Source organism: Nocardia vinacea, assembly GCF_035920345.1.
Lineage (GTDB): Bacteria > Actinomycetota > Actinomycetes > Mycobacteriales > Mycobacteriaceae > Nocardia > Nocardia vinacea_A.
The window spans coordinates 10,062,598-10,083,955 of sequence record NZ_CP109149.1; the positions used below are offsets into that span (position 1 = coordinate 10,062,598).

Consider the following 21,358-nt stretch of genomic DNA (forward strand, 5'->3'; position numbering starts at 1 on the left):
ATTTCGATCAGGCGTACCGAAAGGCACGCTTCCTCTCCTGCGCCCGGAAGAAGATCATGAGAATCCTCCACACCTCCGATTGGCATCTCGGCAAGATGCTGTATCAGCGATCCCGCGCCGAAGACCACATTGCTGTCCTCCACGAAATAATCGATATCGCCCGAACACACAAGCCTCACCTGATAATTCATTCCGGCGACCTGTTCGATCATCGCCGGCCGTCCTACCACGACGAAGGCATCGCGATAGACGTCCTGCAGGAACTCGCTGCGATCGCCCCCATCGTAGTGCTTCGTGGCAACCACGACTCGCCTCACTGGTTCCGCCATTTCGCCCGAGCGTTCGGGCCTCGCAGCGGAATTCACCTTATCGACAGTCGGCGTGACCCGAACGACGGTGGAATACTCCGCTTCGACGGCCCCGGCGACACGACCCTGCGACTTGGAGTGCTCCCGTTCGTCGATATCGCTACCCAGACCAACGTATACGACAATCCCGACCAGTGGTATTCGTCCTACGCCCGGGCTGTGGGCGAATTCGAACGAGAACTCGCCGCGGAACTGGTGCGCGATCTGGACACCAGCCGGGAGATCGCCGTGTTCACCGCACACGAATACGTGCGAGGCGCTGAACTCAGCGGGACCGAACGAGCAATGCACGTCGATGACAAGTACGCCACCGATCCCGCGGACCTGCCCGCGGTCTCCTACGCCGCGCTCGGACACATCCACAAACCCCAACAGCTCCGCATCAGCGGCGTCACCGCCTGTTACGCCGGATCCCCACTGCAGCTGGACTTCGGCGAAGCGGGCGAGCAGAAGAGCGTCGTCATCGCCGATCTGCACCCAGGCCAACCCGCCGAGATCACCACCGTGGCGCTCCGAAGCGCGCGGCAGCTGCGGATCTTCGAAGGCACCCTCGACAAACTACGGGCAAACGCATCGACCTTCGGGCGGGACCTGTGCCTGTTCAAAATCCACACCCCGACAAACGATCCCACGCTCGCCGAGCAGGTCAGCGCGATCGTCCCCGACGCGGAGATCGTAGGAGTACGACCGATATTCGGGGATGAACCGGAAATCATCACCGCTGACATCGTTGGTGCTGAGGCCGACTCGGATCTGCGGACACTGTTCGCCGAATTCCTGTCCACCCAGACCGGGCCCAAGGCGGACCCACAGATTCTGCACAAACAGTTCGACCGCATCCTCACCTGCTTCGAAGACGAGGTCGCCTTCACCTTGCCGGACATCGAAGCGCTACTGGCCGAACCCGACGACACCACTGACCTCGAGGAGAACCAGCGATGAGACCGCTGCATCTGAAATTCAAAGGCTTGCGCTCATATCAGCGCGATCAGGAAATCGACTTCACCAATATCAACCTGGCCGCCATCATCGGCAATACCGGCGCGGGGAAATCATCGATCCTGGAAGCGATGTGTTTCGCTCTCTACGGCTACCCCACATGGGCCAAACAAAACAGCAGCTGGCTGGCAGCCCACGGAGGCGACGGCGCCGTGCGCGCCGAGCTGACCTTCCGGGCAGGCGACAAAACCTGGTGTGTGCGGCGAGCGACAACCATCGACAACTACAAACGGACCGATGCCCTCACCTGCCGGGACACCGGCACCACCATCACCGGGTTCAACGAGGTCACCGCCGAGATCACCCGAATCATCGGCTTCGACCACGACGGCTTCCTCAAAGCGATCGTCCTTCCCCAAGGCCGATTCCAGGAACTCCTGCATGCCAAGACGAAACAACGCGCCGACATCCTGGAGACAGCACTCGGACTCGACAAGATCACCGACATGCGCGAATGCGCACGGGCCAAACGCGACCAACTGCTCCCAGCCCGGGACAAACTGCGAAACAGGCTCCGCGACTTCCGCGATGATGACCCCGAGAAAGTCATCACCGAAACCACCCAGCGCCTAGCGGAGCTGACCGCGGAGCAGACCACGCTTTCCGCAGAAGCGAACACCTGCAGCCAGGCCAGTGCTGAGCTCTCTCGCGCGACCCACTGCGCCGACGAACTCCGCACCGCTGCCGACCGTCTGCACCAGCGAACCCGGAACCTGAAGCCCGCCGAAACCGAGGATCGCTACCGCACGCTGACCGAGTTGAACGCGCACCTCAAACAGCGGCTCACCGAGACAGACCACGAACTCACCGCCGCAACCGACGAAGATGAGCGACTGCAAGCCCAGCTCGATGCTGCCGAGCACGCAGGAACCGGAGTATCAGGCACCGCCGCAGCGGCGAACACCCTGCAATCACTGCAGAAGGATCTGCCCGAGATCCAAGACGAACTGGCCCGGCTCGCCGAACGCAATACCCTCATCCAGCGCGACCGAGAGCAGCTCGAGCAACGCAAGAACGAACTGCCGACGCTCACCGAGGCTATTACACGGCGCGAATCCGACGTCGCAACAACCGCATCCGCACTCTCCGTAGCCCAGAACACTCTCGAGCTGCACCGCTCTATGTTGCGCACAGCGCGGCAAGCCCACGAGAAATCGGCCGAGGCCACCGCCGCGGTCCAGACGGCGGAAACGGCCGTCGGATCGACGACCGAGGCTCTCGTCGCGGCGCAGCGCGTGTCCGATGACGCCGACAAGCACGTCGAAGACACCGAGACATTGCTGGAAGAGACCCGCCGCCACAACTCCGCAGCCCACGCTGCTGAACACCACGGGCCCGGGGATCCGTGTCCGCTGTGTGTGCGCCCCCTGCCAGCGGACTTCCAGCCGCCGACGCGCACAGACCTCGGCGAAGCGACCACTGCATGGAAGAAGGCCACACAAGACGCCAAACGCGCGGGAGCCGAGCTGTCGCACGCGCGCGCAGCGCGCAACCAAGCCGAACTGACCTGGAAGAGCGCCACCACTGCCGCAGAGCAGGCCGCCTCCGAGGCCGCCACGGCCCTGGACTCACTCGCCGCCGCACTCGGTGACGGTGATCTGGCGCGAACCGACGACTCGCTGCTGGCCGACACGATCGCTGCGGTCCAGCACGCCGATACCATGAACAAACAGGCCCAGGCCGGCCTACAGGAGGCGCAGAACACGCACCGTGACCACTCGGCCGAATTACGGAGGGATGAAAAGGATCTCGCGCGCCGACAGAAGGACACCTCCACCGCGCTTGAGTCCTGCACCAACCGTCGAAACCGCGCAATTCACGACTATCGCTGCATACCAACCGAATTTCGCGACAATGACGCACCGGACCCCGACGCGATCGCCCGCGCCCTCGAACACATCGAGCAACGACGGCACGAACTTACAGCCGTCAGCGACAAAGCAGCGACGATACGCAAGAGGGTGAAAGATCTCACCAAGGAACAGGCCGCCCTGCGTGAGCAGAAATACGCGGACGTCGAGCGACCTGTCCAGCAGCTTGCCGAAGACCTGCGCGTACTCGCGGAGAATGCGACGGCGGTGCCGCTGGGGATCCCCGTCGAGATACCGACCCGCCCGCAACCGTGCTCGATCTCAACAGATGCGGCGTGGTCGCGCGCGCTGCTCGAGGCCACCCAGCGCATCATCGAGACCTGCCGACGAGAAGTCGACGGCTACGACCAGGCGTCGCATCGGGCCCGAGGCACCATCACCTCCGTCCTGACCGAGTTCGGCATGACCACGCCAGAGGCGTTACGAACCAGGATCGGGGCCGTCCAGGAACTCATCGATCAGAGCGAATCCAGGCTCGCGCAGGCCAGGATCGACAAACCGCTTCGGGAGGAGGTGGTACGACGGCTCGCGCTCGTCGAACCCGAACTCGACGCATTGCGTGAACTCGGCAGCCTGCTCTCGGCAGGTACGTTCATCGGATTCGTCCTCAAACGACGGCAACAAGACCTGCTGGGAATCGCGACCAGCGTACTGATGGACATGACACGGGGGCGCTTGGCGTTCCTGCCCGACTTCATGATCATGGACCGGCAGACCTGCCAGCCCCGTGATGTCAAGACGCTGTCGGGGGGAGAGACTTTCATGGCGAGCTTGGCGCTCGCGCTTGCGCTGGTGCAGCTGACCTCCCGCGGCGGCGCAAACATCGACGCGTTGTTCCTCGACGAGGGATTCGGGTCCCTGGACAGCAACACCCTCAGCGAAGCGATGGACACGCTGACCCGCCAAGCCGCCACCGGTCGACTGGTCGCAGTGATTACCCATATGCGCAACGTGGCCGAGAACTTCGACAACATCCTGATGGTCACCAAGGACCGGAACGGCAATAGCGAAGCCCATTGGGCCACACCGGAAGAACGCGATCGAATGATCACCGATGACCTCGGCGGCGGCCTGCTCGAATAGGCATCGCGCGTCTGCGAGAGAAGCGACCGCCATCGTGATATCGACATCCACCCCTCACGGAACAAACCGGAGGTTTCGTCGGGACGTCGGCCGGCCACGGCTCGGCTCGGCGTATCCGGCCGGCGGTCGGAGACGACAGGGTGAGAGCGCCCCCGCCCCGAACCGGCGTATCCATCGGTGTTCGTCCAGGCCGTTGCCCGCGGACTGTCAGCGGTTCGTGTCGGACTATCGAGCTACTGTCTCGAGGTGTGATGGGGGACAATGAGATTGGTGTTATCGGCCCTGACGGGAACCCTGTGGCCGACGTGAGCCCGTCAGCATTGAGCGCGACGCTGGCCGGATTCATGGATAGCTGGCAGCCCCGGCAACGCCGGACCGCCGGGTACCAGTCGCTGCTGTTCAGCAGGCTCGACACCCTGGCGCGCGCACACCCAGAATGGGCGAACTATGACCTGCTGACCCACACGCTGGCGGCATTGCATCTGATCATCGAAGGCGACCGGCTCACCGGAGGGCAATCCCGCCAGCAGATCGTCGACGAGCTGATGCTGCTCGTGCGGCTGGAAAATCCCTCCGACCCTGTGGACCGGCATCGCGACCTGGCGGACTCGATCATCGATCTTCTGCTGAATACCCGTGAGCGGCAGGCGCGGTTCCGCCATCGGTATATGCGGCTCAGATCCGACGGTGTCGTCGAACATCCTGTTCTGTCACTCGCTTTCGTCCGGGCCACCGGAGACGACGACACCTCCTCGCCGGTCCTTCGCCCCACACCCGAGGCGATCAACATCTTCCAGAACTTCTTCCAGTTCGATCCGTCCGATCGCGCGAGCGCCGAACGCTACCGTTCCGAACGGATGCTCCACCGTCGCGACTACGAGGAAGTGAGCTCCTCGATCGGCCGGCGATCGACCACTGTGTACGAGCTACGCACCGGACTCGAGCAGTTGCTCAAACGGATCCACTACAACATTCGCGACGTCGATTACTCCGCGGACGTCGTACCGCATCTCGACACGACGGTGCAGCTGATCGAGGAACAAGTCGCCGCCGAGGAACGGTTCGCGGCGGTGGTCGCCGAGCACCAACACCAGCACGCACCGGATTTCCTTCGACTGCAACGGATCACCGAGCAATTACAGGAACTGATCGGGTCACTGGCCGAGCTGTTCACCGTAGCCACCGCGACGCGACAGGCATATGAGGAAGAACAGGACCGTCAGCTGTTCACCCACCGCCGCACGACGATCAACCCCAAACCGCAACTGCTGGAACCACTGTTCGACCTGCCGTCCAGACAAGTGATCGAACTGCTGGAACATCAGCTACGAGTATGGCTGGGACCGGTCGCACCCCGGGTGACCAACCTGCAGGCCCTCATCGACAAAGGCAGCCCCGCCAAACGGTCCCCGAGATCCGGACCGGTTCCCGATCCCTTCGACGTCGGCGAACTCGGCGACCACACGAGCGAACTGGACCCAGCACTGGTGGCCGCCGTCAATGAACTTTTGGCCACAGTGACACAACCGACCAGCCTCGCAGAACTACTCGCCTCCGCATCAACGCACGCCAGCCGATCTCCGGACTTGTCACCGGCGCAACGGATCCTGCTGCCCTGGGCGGTCGCGGTGACTGTCGGCACCGCCTACACAGGCGGAGCCGAGGCACCCGCAGACGGCGAAGCGGACGTCGACCGTACGCGCGTCGTGGTCGTGCGCACCGGCGCCACGATCGACGCCGGCGCGGTAACCGGGGACGACCTGCTCATACTGCCTGCCGAACCCGAACCCGAACCACACCAGACAAGCCACCGATCGTCAGGAGAACCATGATGGACGGAATCGACACGGGCCGGTTGATCTCCTTCGCCACCAAAATGTCGGTAACCCCGGGACGATCCGGTGAGGCAGCCGAATACGAACGCCTGATCAGGCGATATCAGAGTGACGCGGAATTCCAGCAACTCGTCGACGACTTCCTCGAGGGCGCCCAGTGCGCTGTCAGTAGTGTGCGCACAGAGAGCGGATTGATCCTGCGATCTGACCCCGACGGGCCGTGGTGCTGGCCGGAAGCAGCCAGTGAACTGCCCTGGAACAAGAATTCACCGCGACCGGCAGAGCGGGCCTGCAGAATGCTCGTCATCCCCGCTCTGCTCGCCTTCATTGCCCCATCAGCTGCCGACCTCGAAGACTTGCTGGCGGACCCTACGCTGCGGCCCCCGGCAGTTCCGGTCCGTGAACTCGAAGAATTCATCAGAACCTACGCAGAATATTGTGACCAACAGAACCCGGACCCGGACTCCGACGACCCACCCGTATGGTGGCAGTGGCTGCAACTGACCGCCGTGGGCGACACCCCGACACAGCAACGCGCCAGCCGCGTCGACACCACTCATCTCGTGTACGACGTCCTGCTGTTCTTGAGTAAGAGGGGACTGCTGAGCAAGTCCGGCGACACGCCTGCGCGCGATACCGTCTTCCGTCCGAAACGACGAATCCTGGCCCACTACGAGGATATGTTCTGCGATGAAGTATTCGTGGGGCTACAGAAATTCAGTGCGGTGAACCGGCCTGACGGCGCAACAGGATCGGAAATCCGGGGGGATGCATAATGGGCCCGATCACAGGATTCCGTATCGTCAACCTGCGCGTCAGAGACAACCAGTCCGGCCCGGAAAGCCGCGACAAGGTGGCGTATCCGGATCTCACCCTCGACCTGGACACCGGCGGCCACGTCGTCATCGGCCTGGAGAACGGTGGCGGCAAAGGCACCCTGCTGGGTTTCCTGTTCCACGTCTTCGCGCCCGCGGACCGGCAGTTCCTTCCACGTCTTGCCCAGCGCCGACAACGAAAACAAGGAGATGAGCGGCGGATCGAGCAATACGTCCCTGGGGGATCCCCCACCCATGTCGTGGTCGAGGTCGCCATCCCCGCACGCGGTCCCGCAGGAGCGCGTGGCCCGTCCAAGGTGCTGCTTGGCGCCTGCCTGTCTAAACCTGCCGGTGCCGGCCCGGCCGAATCGGCCGAGGAATTCTTCTGGTCCGCACGGTGCGTCGCCGACAGCCTGGACCTGCGAAGCCTGGCGATACGATCCGGCGACCGGCTGCTGGACCACAAAGAATGGGAATTGTGGCTCAACCGCATGAAAACCGCCCATCCGGACGCCGAAATCTTCACCGAAACAAGGCACCGGAACTGGGAACGCCACCTCAGTGACACCCTGATGATCGACATTGAGTTCGTCACGTCCTGGCTACTGCTCATGAACCAGGATGAAGGGGCCGCCGACCGGGTATTCACTTACGGCTCGTCACGCGAATTCCTCAACACCCTGGTGACGGCCCTCGCGAATCCGGAAAGAATCAACGAGTTCCACACAGCTCTCACCAAACTGTCCGAGGACGCCGATCAAGTAGAGGTGAAACGCGGACGGAAACGCCTGCTGGACAACCTGCTCATCAGCAGTGGAAAGACAGCGCAGCACGTTCAGGAGCTACACCGCCTCGACGCCGGTCGCCGAGGACTCTTCGATGCCCTTCTCGCCACGAGAATCACCATGGAAACACTCACGAGGAGCCTGGCTCTGCGATACGAGTCGGCACGCGAGGACGTCCTCGCAGCTTCGGAGGCGCTGACCGCGGCGCAGGAGTCCTGCACCGTTGTCCAGCTGCACGAGACGCAGGCACGAAGCCAGCTCGCTGGTCTGCAACTAGCCGACTGCACCCGAATTCTCGACAGCCGCAAGGGCGATCGCGAAGCCATCAAGCGCCGCGTCCGGATCGCCGAAGCCGCTGAACGTCTCGCGGACCTGCGCACCGACCAGGCCGAAGCGCAAAGCATCAAGGACGTGTTCGCCGCCAAACTCGAAAAAATGGAACCGGTTCGGCTCGTCGCGTCATCCGCCGCGCAGATGTGGAAACAGCGGGTCCAGGACGAACTCCGAGACCTCGACACCGAACGACAGCAGCAGCAACACCGCGCCGTGTCCGCCCGGGACCTGGAAGACGCAGCCCACGCTCGCAAGGGAACAGCCGAAAGCACGCTGGGCGGATGCAACACACGGATGCGGCGCATCCGGCAGGATCTGGATCTGATCACGCAACGGATCGCCGAGGCAACCACGTGCGGTGATCTGGCCGAAGGACAGGACATCACAGAAGCGCTCGCCGCCACGAGCGCGGTCGCTGAGGAACTGCACCGTCGCTGGCAACAGGCATCCGAACGCAGTCGAGAGCACCAGCAGGCCCTGGACGCACTCAGCGAGGAACAACACGAACTCGATACCCGCGCGACGCGATACCGATCCCGTCTCGACTCAGCAACCGGACACTACCAATCGCTGGTACAACGCGGCGAGGCACTCGCAGAGACGCTACGCGCCAGCAACCTCCTGGAACTCGACGACATCGATCTCCTCAAGCACGCGACGATCATCGCCGAACTACTCGGTCACATCAAACACTCGGCCCGCACCCGACACCTCAAAGCCGAGCTCGACATGGCATCGGTCGCTCGAACCGTAGCGGCCCTGGAGACCGGGCAAGGGCTGCTCCCGCCCCGCCCCGACGTCGAAACGCTGTGCGAGCAAGCCACATCGGCCAAATTCGGCGCTCGCAGCGGATGGTCCTACCTGGCACGCCTGCCCGGCGATATCGCTGAACGCTACGCTCACCAGCATCCCGACCTCGCCGCCGGAATTGTCGTCAATATCCCCGAAGACCTTGAGGGAGTCACCGAGCTGGTCGAGTCCAGCCGGACACATCTGACCGGACCGGTGGTGATCGGTCCGCCCGAAGCGTTCGACAATCCCATCGAATTATCCGCTATCCGGGTAGTTCTCCCCGACAGCGGCTTCTGGTCCGTCTCCGCCGCGCAGAGCCAGCTTCCGCGCAAACAGCGTGAATATGAGCAGCATCGTCAATTGTCCCAGGCCGAAAGCGACCGCTACGACCTCGCGGTCAGCTTGCAGGCGAACCTCACCCAATGGTCCCAGGAAGCGGGGCCGGCCACGTTGGGCGAGGCAGAACGTGCCCTGACCGAGCTGACCGCCACCGTCAACGACCTCGCCCAGGAAGAAGCCGAATTCACCGCACGCCGCGAGCAGTTGCTGACCGACCGCGACCACGCCGAGACGCACGCACGAGAACTGCACGATCAACACTCAGTGGTGAAAGAAAAAGAACGGCGCCTGGCGGCTCTTTGGCAAATCTGCTCCACAGAACCTGACCTGGTCGCGCAAACCACCTCCATCGACCAGGAGATCCGGGAGGCCCAAGAGGCGAGCCAGGACGCCGACACCGATATCGACATTGCTCGCAGACAGCAGCGCGACGCCGACGAGAGACTGGCAGCAGTGAAAGCCAGAACCGCCGAGTTGAACCGCGACCTCATCGACGTGTCGGACATTCACGACAGCTTCGTCAAACCAGGAGACGAGATCACGCCGTCGGACGAGAATGCAGACCTTGCCTCCTTGGAAAAGCGCGCGAAGACCGCCGCCGCGACATGGAACGGATCCGTTTCCGACGAGCAATTGAAAATCAAACTCGACCTCATCCAGGAAAAGGTGCGCCACGGTCGCGAGTCACTGGCGCCCGCCTTCTCCGATGTCCTGCCCGATAGCGAGCAATTCATCGCCGACAATCCAGCCCTCACAGCGCGTGACATCGCCGCCCGCCGGACCGAACTGAATTCTGAACTGGAACAAGCCAACCAAGACGTGGGCAAAATGGAGCAGGCCAGACTCGAGAAGAAGCACACAGTCGACGCGACCGCGGACGAACTGAAAATGATCGGAGACAGTCACGATACCCCCAGTGAATATGTAGCCCACGACACCGCGCGAGCGTTCGAAATTGCGTACGAACTCAAAGAGCTGCGTGGCGACGCGGTCGAAGAGAGAGAACGCGCACAGATTCGCCGGAATTCCGCCGAGGCGCAACAACGGCAGATCGAGGCGAGAAAAGGACTGATAGACAAGTACGACAGCCATTTCAGCTCGATGCTGATGCAGCTATCGGCGGCCGTCCCGCCTCTGGAGGCGATCGATGTGGACGATCGGCAATTCGACCTCGACGCCGACACTGCACTGGGCGAGGGACCGGACGAGTTGCGCGAGATCCTGTCCATTCTCGACGATTCGACAGAACATGCCATTCCTGAAGATCGGGTCGACCACATCCTGGATTCGATTTCGCAAGAACTGAACAACCAGAGAAGGCTCCTTACCCGCGCCGCCAAAAACACGTCCAATGCCGTGAACGTCACGGACGCCGAACTGCGAAACGCCGACGAATCCGTCGTCGTCGGCGACATCCTGCTTCATACACTGCGGGCACTCCCACGCGATGAATTGATCGCGCACGCTGGACACCATCACCACAATATCGAGGCCAAGCTGACAGTCGTGGCCGATGAGGTCGCTCGTTTCGACAAGAACTTGAACGCGCTGTCGAAGATAGCCTTCGCGACGGTGCAGAACCTGTTGCGATCGGTTCACCAAGCGATCAAGGACTCCGAACTACCGACTACCCCCGCGATGGGACGGTGGAGTGGGTTGCCACTGCTGCGAATCGCAGGCCTGGACAGCCTCACCAAGGATCAGAAGGAAGCGGCGATCCTGTCGAAGCTGCAGGACTGGTTCGCGCCCGACCACCGCGGTCGACGACCCGCATTCGACGCCACGGCGACGGTGAACGCTCTCATCGAAGCAGTGACGCCCCGCGTGAAAGCCGCGGTGCTGATCCCCTCGGATCCTCTCGATGCCCAGCACAAGCCGGTCGAACAACTGTCCATGACCTCCGGTGGCGAAGGCGTGACCGTCGCACTGATTCTGGCCTCCCTGCTCGCCTCACGCCGCTCCCTCAATCACGGGCACAGATACACCACGATGTTCCTGGATAATCCGTTCTCCAAAGTCACCAAACCGATGTTCCTTCGCTTGGCCCGCGACGTCGCCAGCTCACTGGGCGTGCGACTTGTTCTGCTGACCGGAATCCGGGATCTCGCAGCACTGACAGTCTTTCCCGCCCTGATCCAACTGCGTGTTTCCCATCGCGCCAACGCCAACGTTGTCCTGCCGGCCGACATCGCCGACGATCGACTCCGCGACCTGCTGCACGAGGGCACACTGTACGTGTCGGCCATCGAAAAACACGCCGCCACAGCAAACAGCGATGCGCAGTGGCCCACCATGTCGAGCGCCGAGGTCCACTGGCACGACCAACTTGAGATAGATCTGACTACCGCCGCCGACCTCGACGGTGCACGTGAGGCCGAGCATGAGTGACGGGCGAAGCCGAACGGACTCCCCGGCGCCGGACGACGTCCTGGAGCGGTTCGTGGAGGAATTGTTCGGTGTCGGAAATCCGCGGATCGGTCGCAGGCAATTGCTGGCGCTGTGGTCCAGCTCCGACGCCGCATGGTCGAACACCAGCCATGCCAGGTTGCGCCTAGCGGATGCACTGAATCGTCTTCAGGCCCAGGGAGTCATTGAGCTACCAGCGCGGGGTGGTCAGTTGTGGGACAGCTCACTCACCCCGTTGCCGTACAGAATCACAGTTCCTGCCAACAGATCCGAGATCGTACGTGCACTGGATCCGGCATCGGAACCATGGGTTCCGGAACTCAAGTGGGCCGCAGGATGGATACGCGCTGCACGGCCACCTCAACGCCTTCGATGGGCGGCTGCACGAATCAACCAGTGGCTCTTGACAACGCATGGAAAACTCCGGCATCGGGTAGCGCGTGAGGAACGGTCACTGCACATCTTCGACGACGAGAAGCAACTGGCGATCCTGGCCGCCACCGCCCTGTTCGCGGACGACCGGCTGTCGCTCGACGACCTGGCCTGCGATCGACCGATCGGAGGGCTGCGAATAGCCCGGTTCGCAGACTTCGGAAGAGTTCTGGTTGTAGAAAACAAATCAACCTTCGACTCGGTCTGGCGTGCGCTATCGGCCAGCTCCATCGAACACAACTACGCCGCAGTTGTATTCGGTGCAGGAGACGCAGTGGCCGCGCTGGCTCCGGAACTCGCCCAATTGCCCCAATTGTGTTCTGTAACACCGACAATTCTGGAGTATGCAGGAGACGTCGACACCGCGGGAGTTCAAGCGGCATATGCTTTCGCCGACAGCGTCTCCAAGGTCGGCTTGACCTCCACGATGGCGTTACCACTGTGGAACGCAGTTGCTTGTGCCCGACCGACCGGCGAGGACCTGACATCTATCGCGACGGATCCAGCAGAGGCAATCGGGTTCGCCCGTATTTTGGGGCTGCCTCAGACGGTCATCGACCGGCTGCGGGAGGGCACACGGGTGCCCCAAGAACGCATCGACCGGACGGCCCTTGCAGACATCAGATGGTGGGCGATCCGATAACCGCCTTTCCGCGCGATAGCAACGCGGCCGACGACCACTCGCGTCATTCGACACAAACAGTCATGAGCGTGTTGGGACAAGAGCTTCAGTGCGGATGTTCTCCAGGAAGACTCTGGAGGGGAATTGCTCGGTCAGGGCAGCACGAAGGTCGCGTTCGATCACCTATCCGCGTGGTTGTCGAGGGACCTCCAGATCGTATGGGCCAGAACAACTCGGCGAAGGAGACGGATGAGGAGGAGCGTCAACACGCAGCAACAAGCTCGGAGAGGTGGCGGTATGGATTGGGTGCGGTTGGGTGCCGAATTGGATGCGGTGTCACGGCGATACGCGCAGCGGCACGGGTTTTCTCGGACCGGCGAATGGCTGATGCTGAAGGTCGCCGAGGAAGCGGGCGAGTTGGTGCAGTGGTTTCTGGCCGCGTCCGGGCAAGGCCGCCCCCGCGGCAAATCACCTGCCGAGCTTGAGGACGCGGTAGATGACGAGATCGCGGACGTAATCTGTCATGCCCTGCTGTTGGCGCACCACCGCGGCACCGATGTCCAGGCGGTCATCGACCGAAAATGGCTGCATCGCACGGACAATCATCCACAAGCACCGGCAGTGACGATGCTGGGCGAGGATCCCGACCTCCCACGCGCCGAGGTGGGGGAGTCAGTGCGGATCGTTGAACGCGTGCCGACGGTGGTCGAGTACCGAGCACTGCGGGCCTCGGTCGGCTGGAAGGCCCCGGCAGCCTCCGACTGCGAGTCCGCGTTGACCGCTTCGCTGTATAGCGTGGTAGCTGAGATCGGCGGGACGGCGGTCGGGATGGCCCGGGTAATCGGCGATGGCGTGTATGCGGTCGTGGTGGATGTCGTCGTTAGCGATGGCTACCAGCGGTGCGGCATCGGCGGATCGATGATGGATTCGATTGTCGGCTGGGCGACTCGGAGCAGGATCGCGCACATTGGTCTGGTCGTAGACGGTGCGGTGGCCGGGTTCTACGGTCGATGGCCGATGCGTGTCACCGGGCAGTTCTTGCGGCTCGATGACGTTAAGGGGAACTGAACGCGCCTGGCCTCGATCAGCAGCCGAACACGAGTGTTCTCGCGCCAGCGGCGAGAACCGCTCGACAGCAGCGCGCGGCACCTCGACGGACACGGGGTGGTGTTGCTATCTGGATTCCCAGCGTCGGAGAAGAGCACGACAGTCAGTGACAGCCCAGCGCAGGATGTCGGTTGTACTTCGCCTCACCGATTGTCGGCTGGCCGACCTCGCTGCTGAGGGCTGCTACGACCGAGACCGGATGCACCACGCTGTGGTCGAGCATCCGGCGATGGCTCGCCCGACGATCAACCCACCAAGGAAGGACACCATGGATAGTGACGCCACCAACCAGTTCCAGATCCAGGTCACCGCCCGCGCTCTGGTCACCAGGGGTGAGGATCTGTTGTTGGTCTCCAACGACGGCCGGGTCTGGTACACCCCCGGCGGTCGCCTGCAACCCGGTGAATCGTTGCACGACTGCATCCGCCGCGAAGTCCACGAGGAAACCGGACTCCATGTCACCGCTGGTGAGTTGGTGCACGTCTTCGAGTACTGGGAGGCCGAACACCACCGCCACAAAGTGGAGTGTTATTTTCTCGCGCGCCTGGAATCCGGTGAGCTGGACCAGGATTGGGCCGACCTCGACGGCCCGGTCGAACACATGCGGTTCTTCACCCCGGCCGAAGTGCGGGCCGCCGAACACATCTACCCGCAATTCCTGAAGAAGGGCCAGTGGCGTACCGGCAAGGACATCTACATGGGCTTCGAGAAGTGAATACCGCGGGAGGAACGAGGGCGCGATCGCGGCACCGAATGGGCACGTGGATGAGTACCAGAACTGAAGTTAGGAGTCGAACGGGTGAGGCGTCATACGGCTGAGTCGCGGCGGATACGCGCTGGCATCGCTGCACTCACCGAAGAAGTTGCGGCACTGGTAGATCCGGGCTAGCCAGCTGTCTCGGCACTGGTGCAGGCGGCTGATGAGCTGGCAGCGACGGCACTTGCCGGTGCGCCACGTAGCTACGCGACCGACAACCAGCGCGGAGGTGAGGAATGATGTGCGCATTGTGCGATGACGAGCATTGCCTGACGCGGTTCTATGCGACACCACGTCCGAAAGAGTCGAGAATCCTCGGGACGTGGGATGAGGACGAATGTGACGCGCCGACGTTGTCGGATCATCTCGAGGACTCCAAACCGGCCGGTGTCGAGGCACGCGAACTCGACGATGCGGCATGGTTCGTCGGATTCGACAGATTGAAAATCGATCCGCCACCACCGATCCGATGGCGTATCGCCGGACCACTGGAATTCCCCGAATACTGCTTCGGCGATAGCCCCGGTGTCGTGGTGGGACCGATCCAAACGGCATGGGAGCTGGCGGCGTTCGCGGAACGATTGATGACCGGCCACGAACACGACGACGGCGGCACCATCGCCGAATGCCTGACGGGTGCGGTGCCGCTGCGGCAGGAACAACACTGCTGGTTCCTGCCGAACCTACGAGTGATGGGACCATGGCAGGAACGAGTCACAGATGACGGCACGGTGTACCGGGTTTGTGAATACCTCCCAGCACCACCACCTCCCCGGCTGTAACCGCCCACGCCTGGCCGAGGCGACCACATGGGAATTGCCCCGTCTGGACCGAATTCGTCAACGCACTGGGACCACTATCTGCGACGCAACGGAGTTACCGTCGCCGAAGGTGTCGATATCGCTGGTCTCAACGGCATGGACGGGCGATCCACTGGTGTGCAGATCCGTCCCGGTCCGGCCGTGTCGACAGCAGGGAGCTTGAGCCCCGTGTCGACACCCCTATTGCGCTAGTTCGGCTGCCCCGCAATTGTGTCCGGATACCGCTTTGTGGTGGCACGGTACAGCCTGCGGCTGGGGAGACGTATGTGCCCGCCAGTGACACCGGCGTGCTGAAATCCGAAGAGCTGCAGTCTTTCTTCAGCCTATCGATGACCGAAGCTGATTGTCTTTCACCGATGTGCTTCTATCGACGACTGGATCGATACCTCCCAGAGCATTCGAATTACTGGCTTGAGCCGGTGCCGAGTGGATCCATCAGTTGCAGCGCGATCGTTTGCCGAGGCCGCAACCGGTAGATCATGACGTCACAGACTCGATCACGGGAAGCCATCGCACTGCATGGTGTTTGAAGCTCTGATGTACAGGTACGAGGCTGCTGTGATCGTCGAGACTCTTCATCGTCACACCGACCAACTCCGCGCTACCATCGTCCTGTGCCGCGATCGAGCTCCCGCAGACACCGCAGAAGCCTCGTTGAGAATCGGGAAAGGTGTTGTACCAGAACGGTTCCCCGCCAGGCCCGGTCCATTCGAAGCCTTCGCGGGGGAAGTCAACCCACGACATCACCGGGCCGCCCGACAATTTCTGGCAATGTGCACAGCTACAAATGTGAGGGAACGAAAGGTCACCCGATGCCTGATACAGGATGTTTCCACAGACAACCACCTTCATACATCAGACTCTTTCCTTTCGCTCAAACGTCTTTGACACCACAGAAATTCAACGTCTTATGCAGCGAGACACGACCTGGCCGTTCAGTCACGCTACATCCCGCAATCGTCCAACAGGATCGACCACGGGACCGACAACTATGGCGGATCAGCTAGTGTCGCAACCTTTCTGACGTCCAAATTTCTGACTCGGCGGGACGGTGAGGGGGCCGACGCAGCCGGAAAGCGGTGACTTCGCTGCCGGGACAGCCGGGCAGCTCCGCAAGGAACAGCCGATAGCGCTGGACTGCCCCAGCAACTGGCCACGGTCCAGGCTTCTACAACAGCCGACTCATGATGATCGCGTCCCAGAGTTCACCGTTGCGCCGCCGGTAGTGGGCGCGCAGTGTGCCTTCGGTTTCGAAGCCGGCGCGGTGGTAGAGCTTGATCGCGGGTAGGTTGTGCGGCCAGACTTTCAGGGTCGCTTTGTGGGCGTGGTGGTGTTTGCACCAGTCGAGGAGATGGTCGAGCAAGGTGCCGCCGACGCCGCCGCCTCGGTGGTCGGCCGCGATCATCATGGTGATCTCGGGGACGCCCGGTGTCGTGAAGTCGGCGGTTGCGATCGCTATGACACCGGCGGTGCGGTGGTCGCCGACGATGACACCAGCGGTGTCCGCGGCGATCTGCTCGGACAGTCGGGCGGCGGCCTTGTCTTCGTCTATCGGAGGTTGCGCGCCGATCCACTTCCGTTCCGCCGCTACTGCGACGCGCAACCGGACCAATGACGGCACGTCCTCGACGCGTGCGGGCCGGATCGCCACCTCCGCACTGGGTTTCTTGGTCTTCGTGCGCGTCGGTAACAAGCCGGTGATGACGTTCTTGCCGATGAGGGTGGCTTCGAGGCTGCGCAGGATCAGTTCATCGCCGATGTCGTCGAGATGGATTCCGTCGGCAAGCCACGGGCTGGGGGCATCGTCGCGTTCGCACAGTAGGGCGGTGGTGGTGACGAACGCGCCCCAGTAGTCCACGAACATCGCGCCGGCCTCGTGGGCTGCCTTCTGTGCGGCGAGGTTGTAGGCGAACAGGTCCTGGTTGATCGATACCGCGTCCAGACCGCATTCAACGCCGACTGGAGGTGCGGCAAGGCAGATCACCCGCCGTGCTCGTGACTGCAGGTGCTCGAGGATCGCTCGATAGTTTCGGGTGAACTCCTCGATATCGACAGCTTCATGATCGCGGCCTTGCGCGCGGCGGAGCACGTCGTTGGTTCCGCACTCCAGCAGCGCCAAGTCCTGGTCGAGGTCTACCCCGACGACGTCGGCCAGCAGGTCCCGGCTGGTGGCACCACCGCGGCCGTGATTGTGGATCGTGAACGCCACGTCGGGAAGTTTCAGTGCCAGAACGGTTTCCAGGCGAGCCACGAACCCGGCGTTGTGTCGACCATCGACGCTCACCGTGTCGCCGGTTTCCGGCAGATCTGCGAGGTCGGTCAACCGGGACGAGGTCGCGACCAGGTGCTCGGTGTGGCTTGTGCCCCAGCAGCGGAGCACCACAGGTTGGCCGGGTGGTGCGGCCTGCGGCGGCCGCCGATCGGCGCCGGAATCGAAGACCATTGCGGTCGGCGGTGAACTGTTCGCCACGGGCTCGTTTGGGGAGTCCAGGGTGATGTCGGCGTAGATCGTGTCGACGATGTCTTCAAGACTGTGGGCCGCGTCGATGCGTACCTCGTCCACGAACCCGAGGGGGTCCCACCCGTGGTACCAATGGCGCATATCGTCGCGGTCGAACTCGGCTGTCTTGGCGCGCCGTGCGGAGTGACGCTGCACGGTGTCGGCGAAGGTGAGGTCGAAGGCGTAGAAGCATGCCCGCTCCGCCGTAGCGGCGAGCTGTGCCAGCATGGTGCCGTAGCGGCGTGCGGTGAGGATGCCCTCCACGACCACGGTGAGTCCGCGTTCGAGGCCGAGCGTGGCGATGTCGCGCAAGAGGTCGATGTTGTAGCCGCCGGTGACATCGGACTCGCGCAGGAACTCCCGTCGCACGACATCCTGACCGATCACCAGGCACCGCCCGCGGTCGAACCGGCGCTGCAACTGGCGGGCCACGGTTGTCTTTCCGGAGCCGGAGTTCCCGCGAATGACCACGAGCCGACCGGTTTTTGCGGAATTGCCGCTGATGCACGATTGCGGTGGGGTGCCCGCTGGACCGGTTGGTGTCTGCGCCGCGAGGGCGATCCGGATGCGGCCGGCCAGTGCTGCGAGCTCCGGCGGTGAGTACGCCAGAATGCCGTTCTCTGCCGCCACAGCGTGGAACTGCTGTTCCCGGTAGGGCACGCCGGGCGGTAACGGCGCGATGTGCCAGTGAATGTGCGCGTTGCCGTCGTTGGACCCCATCGAGAACAGGTACAGGCGTTCAGGATTCATCGCTTCGGCGACACCGGTGGCCACTGTGTGGACAGCTGATTGCAGCCGAAGATATTCCTGTGGCGTCAGGTCGCGCACGACATCTTCGACGTGTCGGCGGGGTACCACCAACACAGAGCCCGGTAGCGTCGGGTACTTGTTCAGGAAACCCACGTGTTCGCCATCGTCATAGACGGTCTCATGCTCGAAACCAGGTGTCCTGGCAAGGAACTCGCAGATGAAACATTCTCCGGTGCGCACCCGTGCCTCGTAGCCCACGATGTTCATCGGGACGCGTCGCCGCCGCATCTCGGCTGCGGTGTCGGTTGACGCCTCGGGTTTGGTGGCGATCAGATGGAAGAACCGGGCGCAGTCCAGGTACGGGCGGCGGTCGGCCACAGCGTTCTCCAACCGCAGCAGCTTGTCGAAGAACATGGGGTCGTGCTTGGCTTCGTCGTCGGCGATCAGGTCGCACACCGCACGGACCCCGTAACGCAGCGGCGGGTTCATCCCCGCGCCAAGGACGTATCCGACGACTTCATCTGCTGTGCGGGAGATGTATTCCAGACCGTAGGTGGCCGACTCGCGCTGCGTGGTGTTCAACAGGCGCAGCGCCTCGTCGAGATCGCTTCGGCGGACGGCGGCGGCCAGTGGGTCGCATGAAGGATTGGGCGCCAGAATCGATATCAGCCCACCGGTGCGCAGCAGCCCCACCAGGTCCCCGATCACCGACGCAGGTTCTTGGAGGTACTGAACCACGTTGTGCAGCAGGACGATGTCGTATTGCCGGTCACGCAGATCCCATGCCGCCTGGTGTATATCGCAGGCATGGCATTCGATTCGGTCTTCGACCCCAGCTTGCGCAGCGCGTCCGCGCGTGGCGTGCAACGACCGGCTCGAGGTGTCCACGACCGTTACGTGGTGACCCGCTCGGGCCAGCCGCACCGCGTCGATGCCGTTGCCGCCGCCCGCGTCCAGGACCCGGACCCGACGATCCGGCAAGTGCCGGGCCAGGTTAGCGAACACCTGCTCATACCGCAGCCGACCCCACGGCGTCTCCTGATACGACGTGAAGTCATCCACATGACGGTCGAACTCCGACAATGCCCCTGCCTCCCGCCTACAGTTACCGCCCGTGGACGCGCCCCGGAAGCGACACGTCCTGCATCGACTCCCCATTGCCCCGAATCAGATCCAGTAGCGTCGGATCAGCGTCCCGTCACTCCACGGCTCAACCGATTCCAGTGTGCCGCCGCAGGATTCGATGATCCGGCGGCTTGCATCATTGCCGTCGTCGCACGTGATGAACACACGCTCGATACCCATCCGGTGCGCGAGGTCCAGACTCTGCTGCAGGATAGCGCGGCCGTGGCCCCGGCGTCGGTGTTCGGGGAGGACGGCGTAGCCGACGTGTCCGCCTCTGAGCGCCAGGTAGTCGTTGAGCGTGTGCCGGATGTCGGCGCGGCCGACGATTTCGTCGTTGACGGTGGCGATCAGAAACGTGGCGGGAACGATGCCGTCGGGCAAGTTGCGGCCCCGACGGTAGTCCTCTAGCACGTCGAGGTACTGCTTCCAGTCCATCGCAGGTTCCAGACCGAGAGCGAAGTCGAAGCCGTCCTCGGCAGCCATCACCTGGTGGGCTGCGCGTACGACCTGCTCGTCGCCCATGCGAGGGGAGCGCAGAATCACGTTACCGATGCTGAAACCGTTGACGGACATGGCAGAACAGTAAAGTCCACGCGATTGCGGAGTCGATCGCTTTTCGGCCGACACCTCGAGGTTCACTACCATGACGGGCGGCCGGTCTGCGACGCCCACAGGGCGAGGCCCGCGCCGTCCACGAGACCGATGCTCTACGCAACCCCCGCCGAGGCGCGAGAACACGTGAAAGAATTGACCGGACAGCTACTTCAGCTCGACGAACTCGCCGAAGCTGTGCAATACCACCAACGCACCACCGTTGCCCGAAACGCGAGCCCGACACAAACGGGCTGCTCCATCACTACAGCCCGCCCGGCCGCCTGGACTGCGCATGGCAACTGTGGAAGGTTGGCGGGGTCGGGAATTCGAGTTGGATGCGATCGACAGCGTTGAACCTGTTTCCAGCGGTTCGCATTTCACGCTTCCAGCGATACCAGTCAGATGTTCATCATCCGACCGGCCGCGACATCGGCGGCGGTAAGCTGACCGGAAATCGTCGATCTACCGTACGAGAGCCGTCCGACATCGGGAGCTCCCCAGATGAGTGCCGCAACAACCGAACTCATCGCGCGAGCTGTCATCGGTTGCGCCGGCGGGCTGCTAGTCGCCCGAGAACGCGGTAAGTCGTATGCCTTCTTGCCGGGCGACCACGTCAAACCCGGGGAACCGATCGAAGACGCCCTCGTGCGGGAACTGAAAGAAGAAATCGGTGCCAGTGCCAGCATCGGTCAACTGATCGGAGTCGTCGAACAAGGCTATACCGACGACACCGACACCATCCGCCACGAACTCAACCTGATCTTCACCGCCCAGATCACTGGTGAACCCGTCAGTCAGGAAGACCACCTCGAGTTCCTGTGGCTGCCCCTCGACCAACTTCCCGTCGCCGACCTGCGACCCTGTGCGCTCAAAGACGCACTTGTCGCCAACCACGCCAACACATTCTGCCGACGGTGGAACCGCTGAATTCTTCGGAAAGCGTCCTTCGATTTGACGTCTGCGGTACGCGAATTGCGTTGTCACATCTGTGATTTCGGATCGATCGTCTCCGTTGAAGATAAAA

At 62.7% G+C, this 21,358-nt stretch carries 15 protein-coding genes; 10 read left to right on the plus strand and 5 right to left on the minus strand.

Annotation, left to right across the window (positions count from 1 at the left end; translation table 11 throughout):
• Window positions 1–95 precede the first annotated feature (95 nt).
• The 4 genes from OIE68_RS45615 (at window position 96) to OIE68_RS45630 (ending at window position 6,932) form a co-directional block, all read left to right on the plus strand.
• Window positions 96–1,310 (plus strand): exonuclease subunit SbcD, encoded by a 1,215-nt coding sequence (locus tag OIE68_RS45615; RefSeq protein ID WP_327102038.1) that lies wholly within the window; start codon window positions 96–98, stop codon window positions 1,308–1,310.
• Window positions 1,307–4,321 (plus strand): SMC family ATPase, encoded by a 3,015-nt coding sequence (locus tag OIE68_RS45620; RefSeq protein ID WP_327097081.1) that lies wholly within the window; start codon window positions 1,307–1,309, stop codon window positions 4,319–4,321. The genes OIE68_RS45615 and OIE68_RS45620 overlap by 4 nt, the downstream gene beginning before the upstream one ends.
• 296 nt (window positions 4,322–4,617) lie before the next feature.
• A complete protein-coding gene (locus tag OIE68_RS45625; RefSeq protein WP_327097082.1) occupies window positions 4,618–6,153 on the plus strand; it encodes a hypothetical protein in 1,536 nt (511 codons plus the stop codon).
• Window positions 6,153–6,932, plus strand: coding sequence for a hypothetical protein (locus tag OIE68_RS45630; protein WP_327097083.1), 780 nt, complete (start codon window positions 6,153–6,155; stop codon window positions 6,930–6,932). The genes OIE68_RS45625 and OIE68_RS45630 overlap by 1 nt, the downstream gene beginning before the upstream one ends.
• Before the next feature lie 1,097 nt (window positions 6,933–8,029).
• On the opposite strand, the gene OIE68_RS45635 is transcribed toward OIE68_RS45630, so the two are convergent.
• Together OIE68_RS45635 and OIE68_RS45640 are read right to left on the minus strand one after the other, a co-directional pair.
• A complete protein-coding gene (locus OIE68_RS45635) occupies window positions 8,030–8,155 on the minus strand; it encodes a hypothetical protein (protein ID WP_327097084.1) in 126 nt (41 codons plus the stop codon).
• Between the two features lie 60 nt (window positions 8,156–8,215).
• Complete coding sequence (locus OIE68_RS45640; RefSeq protein ID WP_327097085.1) at window positions 8,216–8,590, minus strand: hypothetical protein; 375 nt, start codon at window positions 8,588–8,590, stop codon at window positions 8,216–8,218.
• 228 nt (window positions 8,591–8,818) lie between these two features.
• On the opposite strand from OIE68_RS45640, the gene OIE68_RS45645 reads away from it, so the two are divergent.
• The 5 genes from OIE68_RS45645 (at window position 8,819) to OIE68_RS45665 (ending at window position 15,326) form a co-directional block, all read left to right on the plus strand.
• The gene (locus OIE68_RS45645) at window positions 8,819–11,608 is read left to right on the plus strand and encodes a hypothetical protein (RefSeq protein WP_327097086.1); all 2,790 of its coding nucleotides are present in this window, start codon (window positions 8,819–8,821) and stop codon (window positions 11,606–11,608) included.
• Window positions 11,609–11,660: 52 nt separating this feature from the next.
• Window positions 11,661–12,701: a hypothetical protein gene (locus tag OIE68_RS45650; RefSeq protein WP_327097087.1), complete on the plus strand. Its 1,041-nt coding sequence runs from the start codon at window positions 11,661–11,663 to the stop codon at window positions 12,699–12,701.
• Between the two features lie 276 nt (window positions 12,702–12,977).
• Window positions 12,978–13,748, plus strand: a complete 771-nt coding sequence (locus tag OIE68_RS45655; protein ID WP_327097088.1) for a GNAT family N-acetyltransferase — start codon at window positions 12,978–12,980, stop codon at window positions 13,746–13,748.
• 307 nt (window positions 13,749–14,055) lie between these two features.
• The gene (locus tag OIE68_RS45660) at window positions 14,056–14,502 is read left to right on the plus strand and encodes an NUDIX hydrolase (protein WP_327097089.1); all 447 of its coding nucleotides are present in this window, start codon (window positions 14,056–14,058) and stop codon (window positions 14,500–14,502) included.
• Window positions 14,503–14,780: 278 nt separating this feature from the next.
• Entirely contained in the window at window positions 14,781–15,326 is a 546-nt protein-coding gene (locus OIE68_RS45665) for a hypothetical protein (protein ID WP_327097090.1), read from the plus strand.
• Between the two features lie 516 nt (window positions 15,327–15,842).
• Here the strand turns inward: OIE68_RS45665 and OIE68_RS47370 are convergent.
• From OIE68_RS47370 to OIE68_RS45675, 3 genes are all read right to left on the minus strand, one after another.
• Complete coding sequence (locus tag OIE68_RS47370; protein WP_419150655.1) at window positions 15,843–16,217, minus strand: GFA family protein; 375 nt, start codon at window positions 16,215–16,217, stop codon at window positions 15,843–15,845.
• 316 nt (window positions 16,218–16,533) lie between these two features.
• A complete protein-coding gene (locus OIE68_RS45670; RefSeq protein ID WP_327097091.1) occupies window positions 16,534–19,698 on the minus strand; it encodes a GNAT family N-acetyltransferase in 3,165 nt (1,054 codons plus the stop codon).
• Window positions 19,699–19,782: 84 nt separating this feature from the next.
• A complete protein-coding gene (locus OIE68_RS45675) occupies window positions 19,783–20,379 on the minus strand; it encodes a GNAT family N-acetyltransferase (RefSeq protein WP_327097092.1) in 597 nt (198 codons plus the stop codon).
• 456 nt (window positions 20,380–20,835) lie between these two features.
• Between OIE68_RS45675 and OIE68_RS45680 the strand changes: the two genes are divergently transcribed.
• Entirely contained in the window at window positions 20,836–21,261 is a 426-nt protein-coding gene (locus tag OIE68_RS45680; RefSeq protein WP_327097093.1) for an NUDIX domain-containing protein, read from the plus strand.
• The last annotated feature ends 97 nt before the right edge of the window (window positions 21,262–21,358 follow it).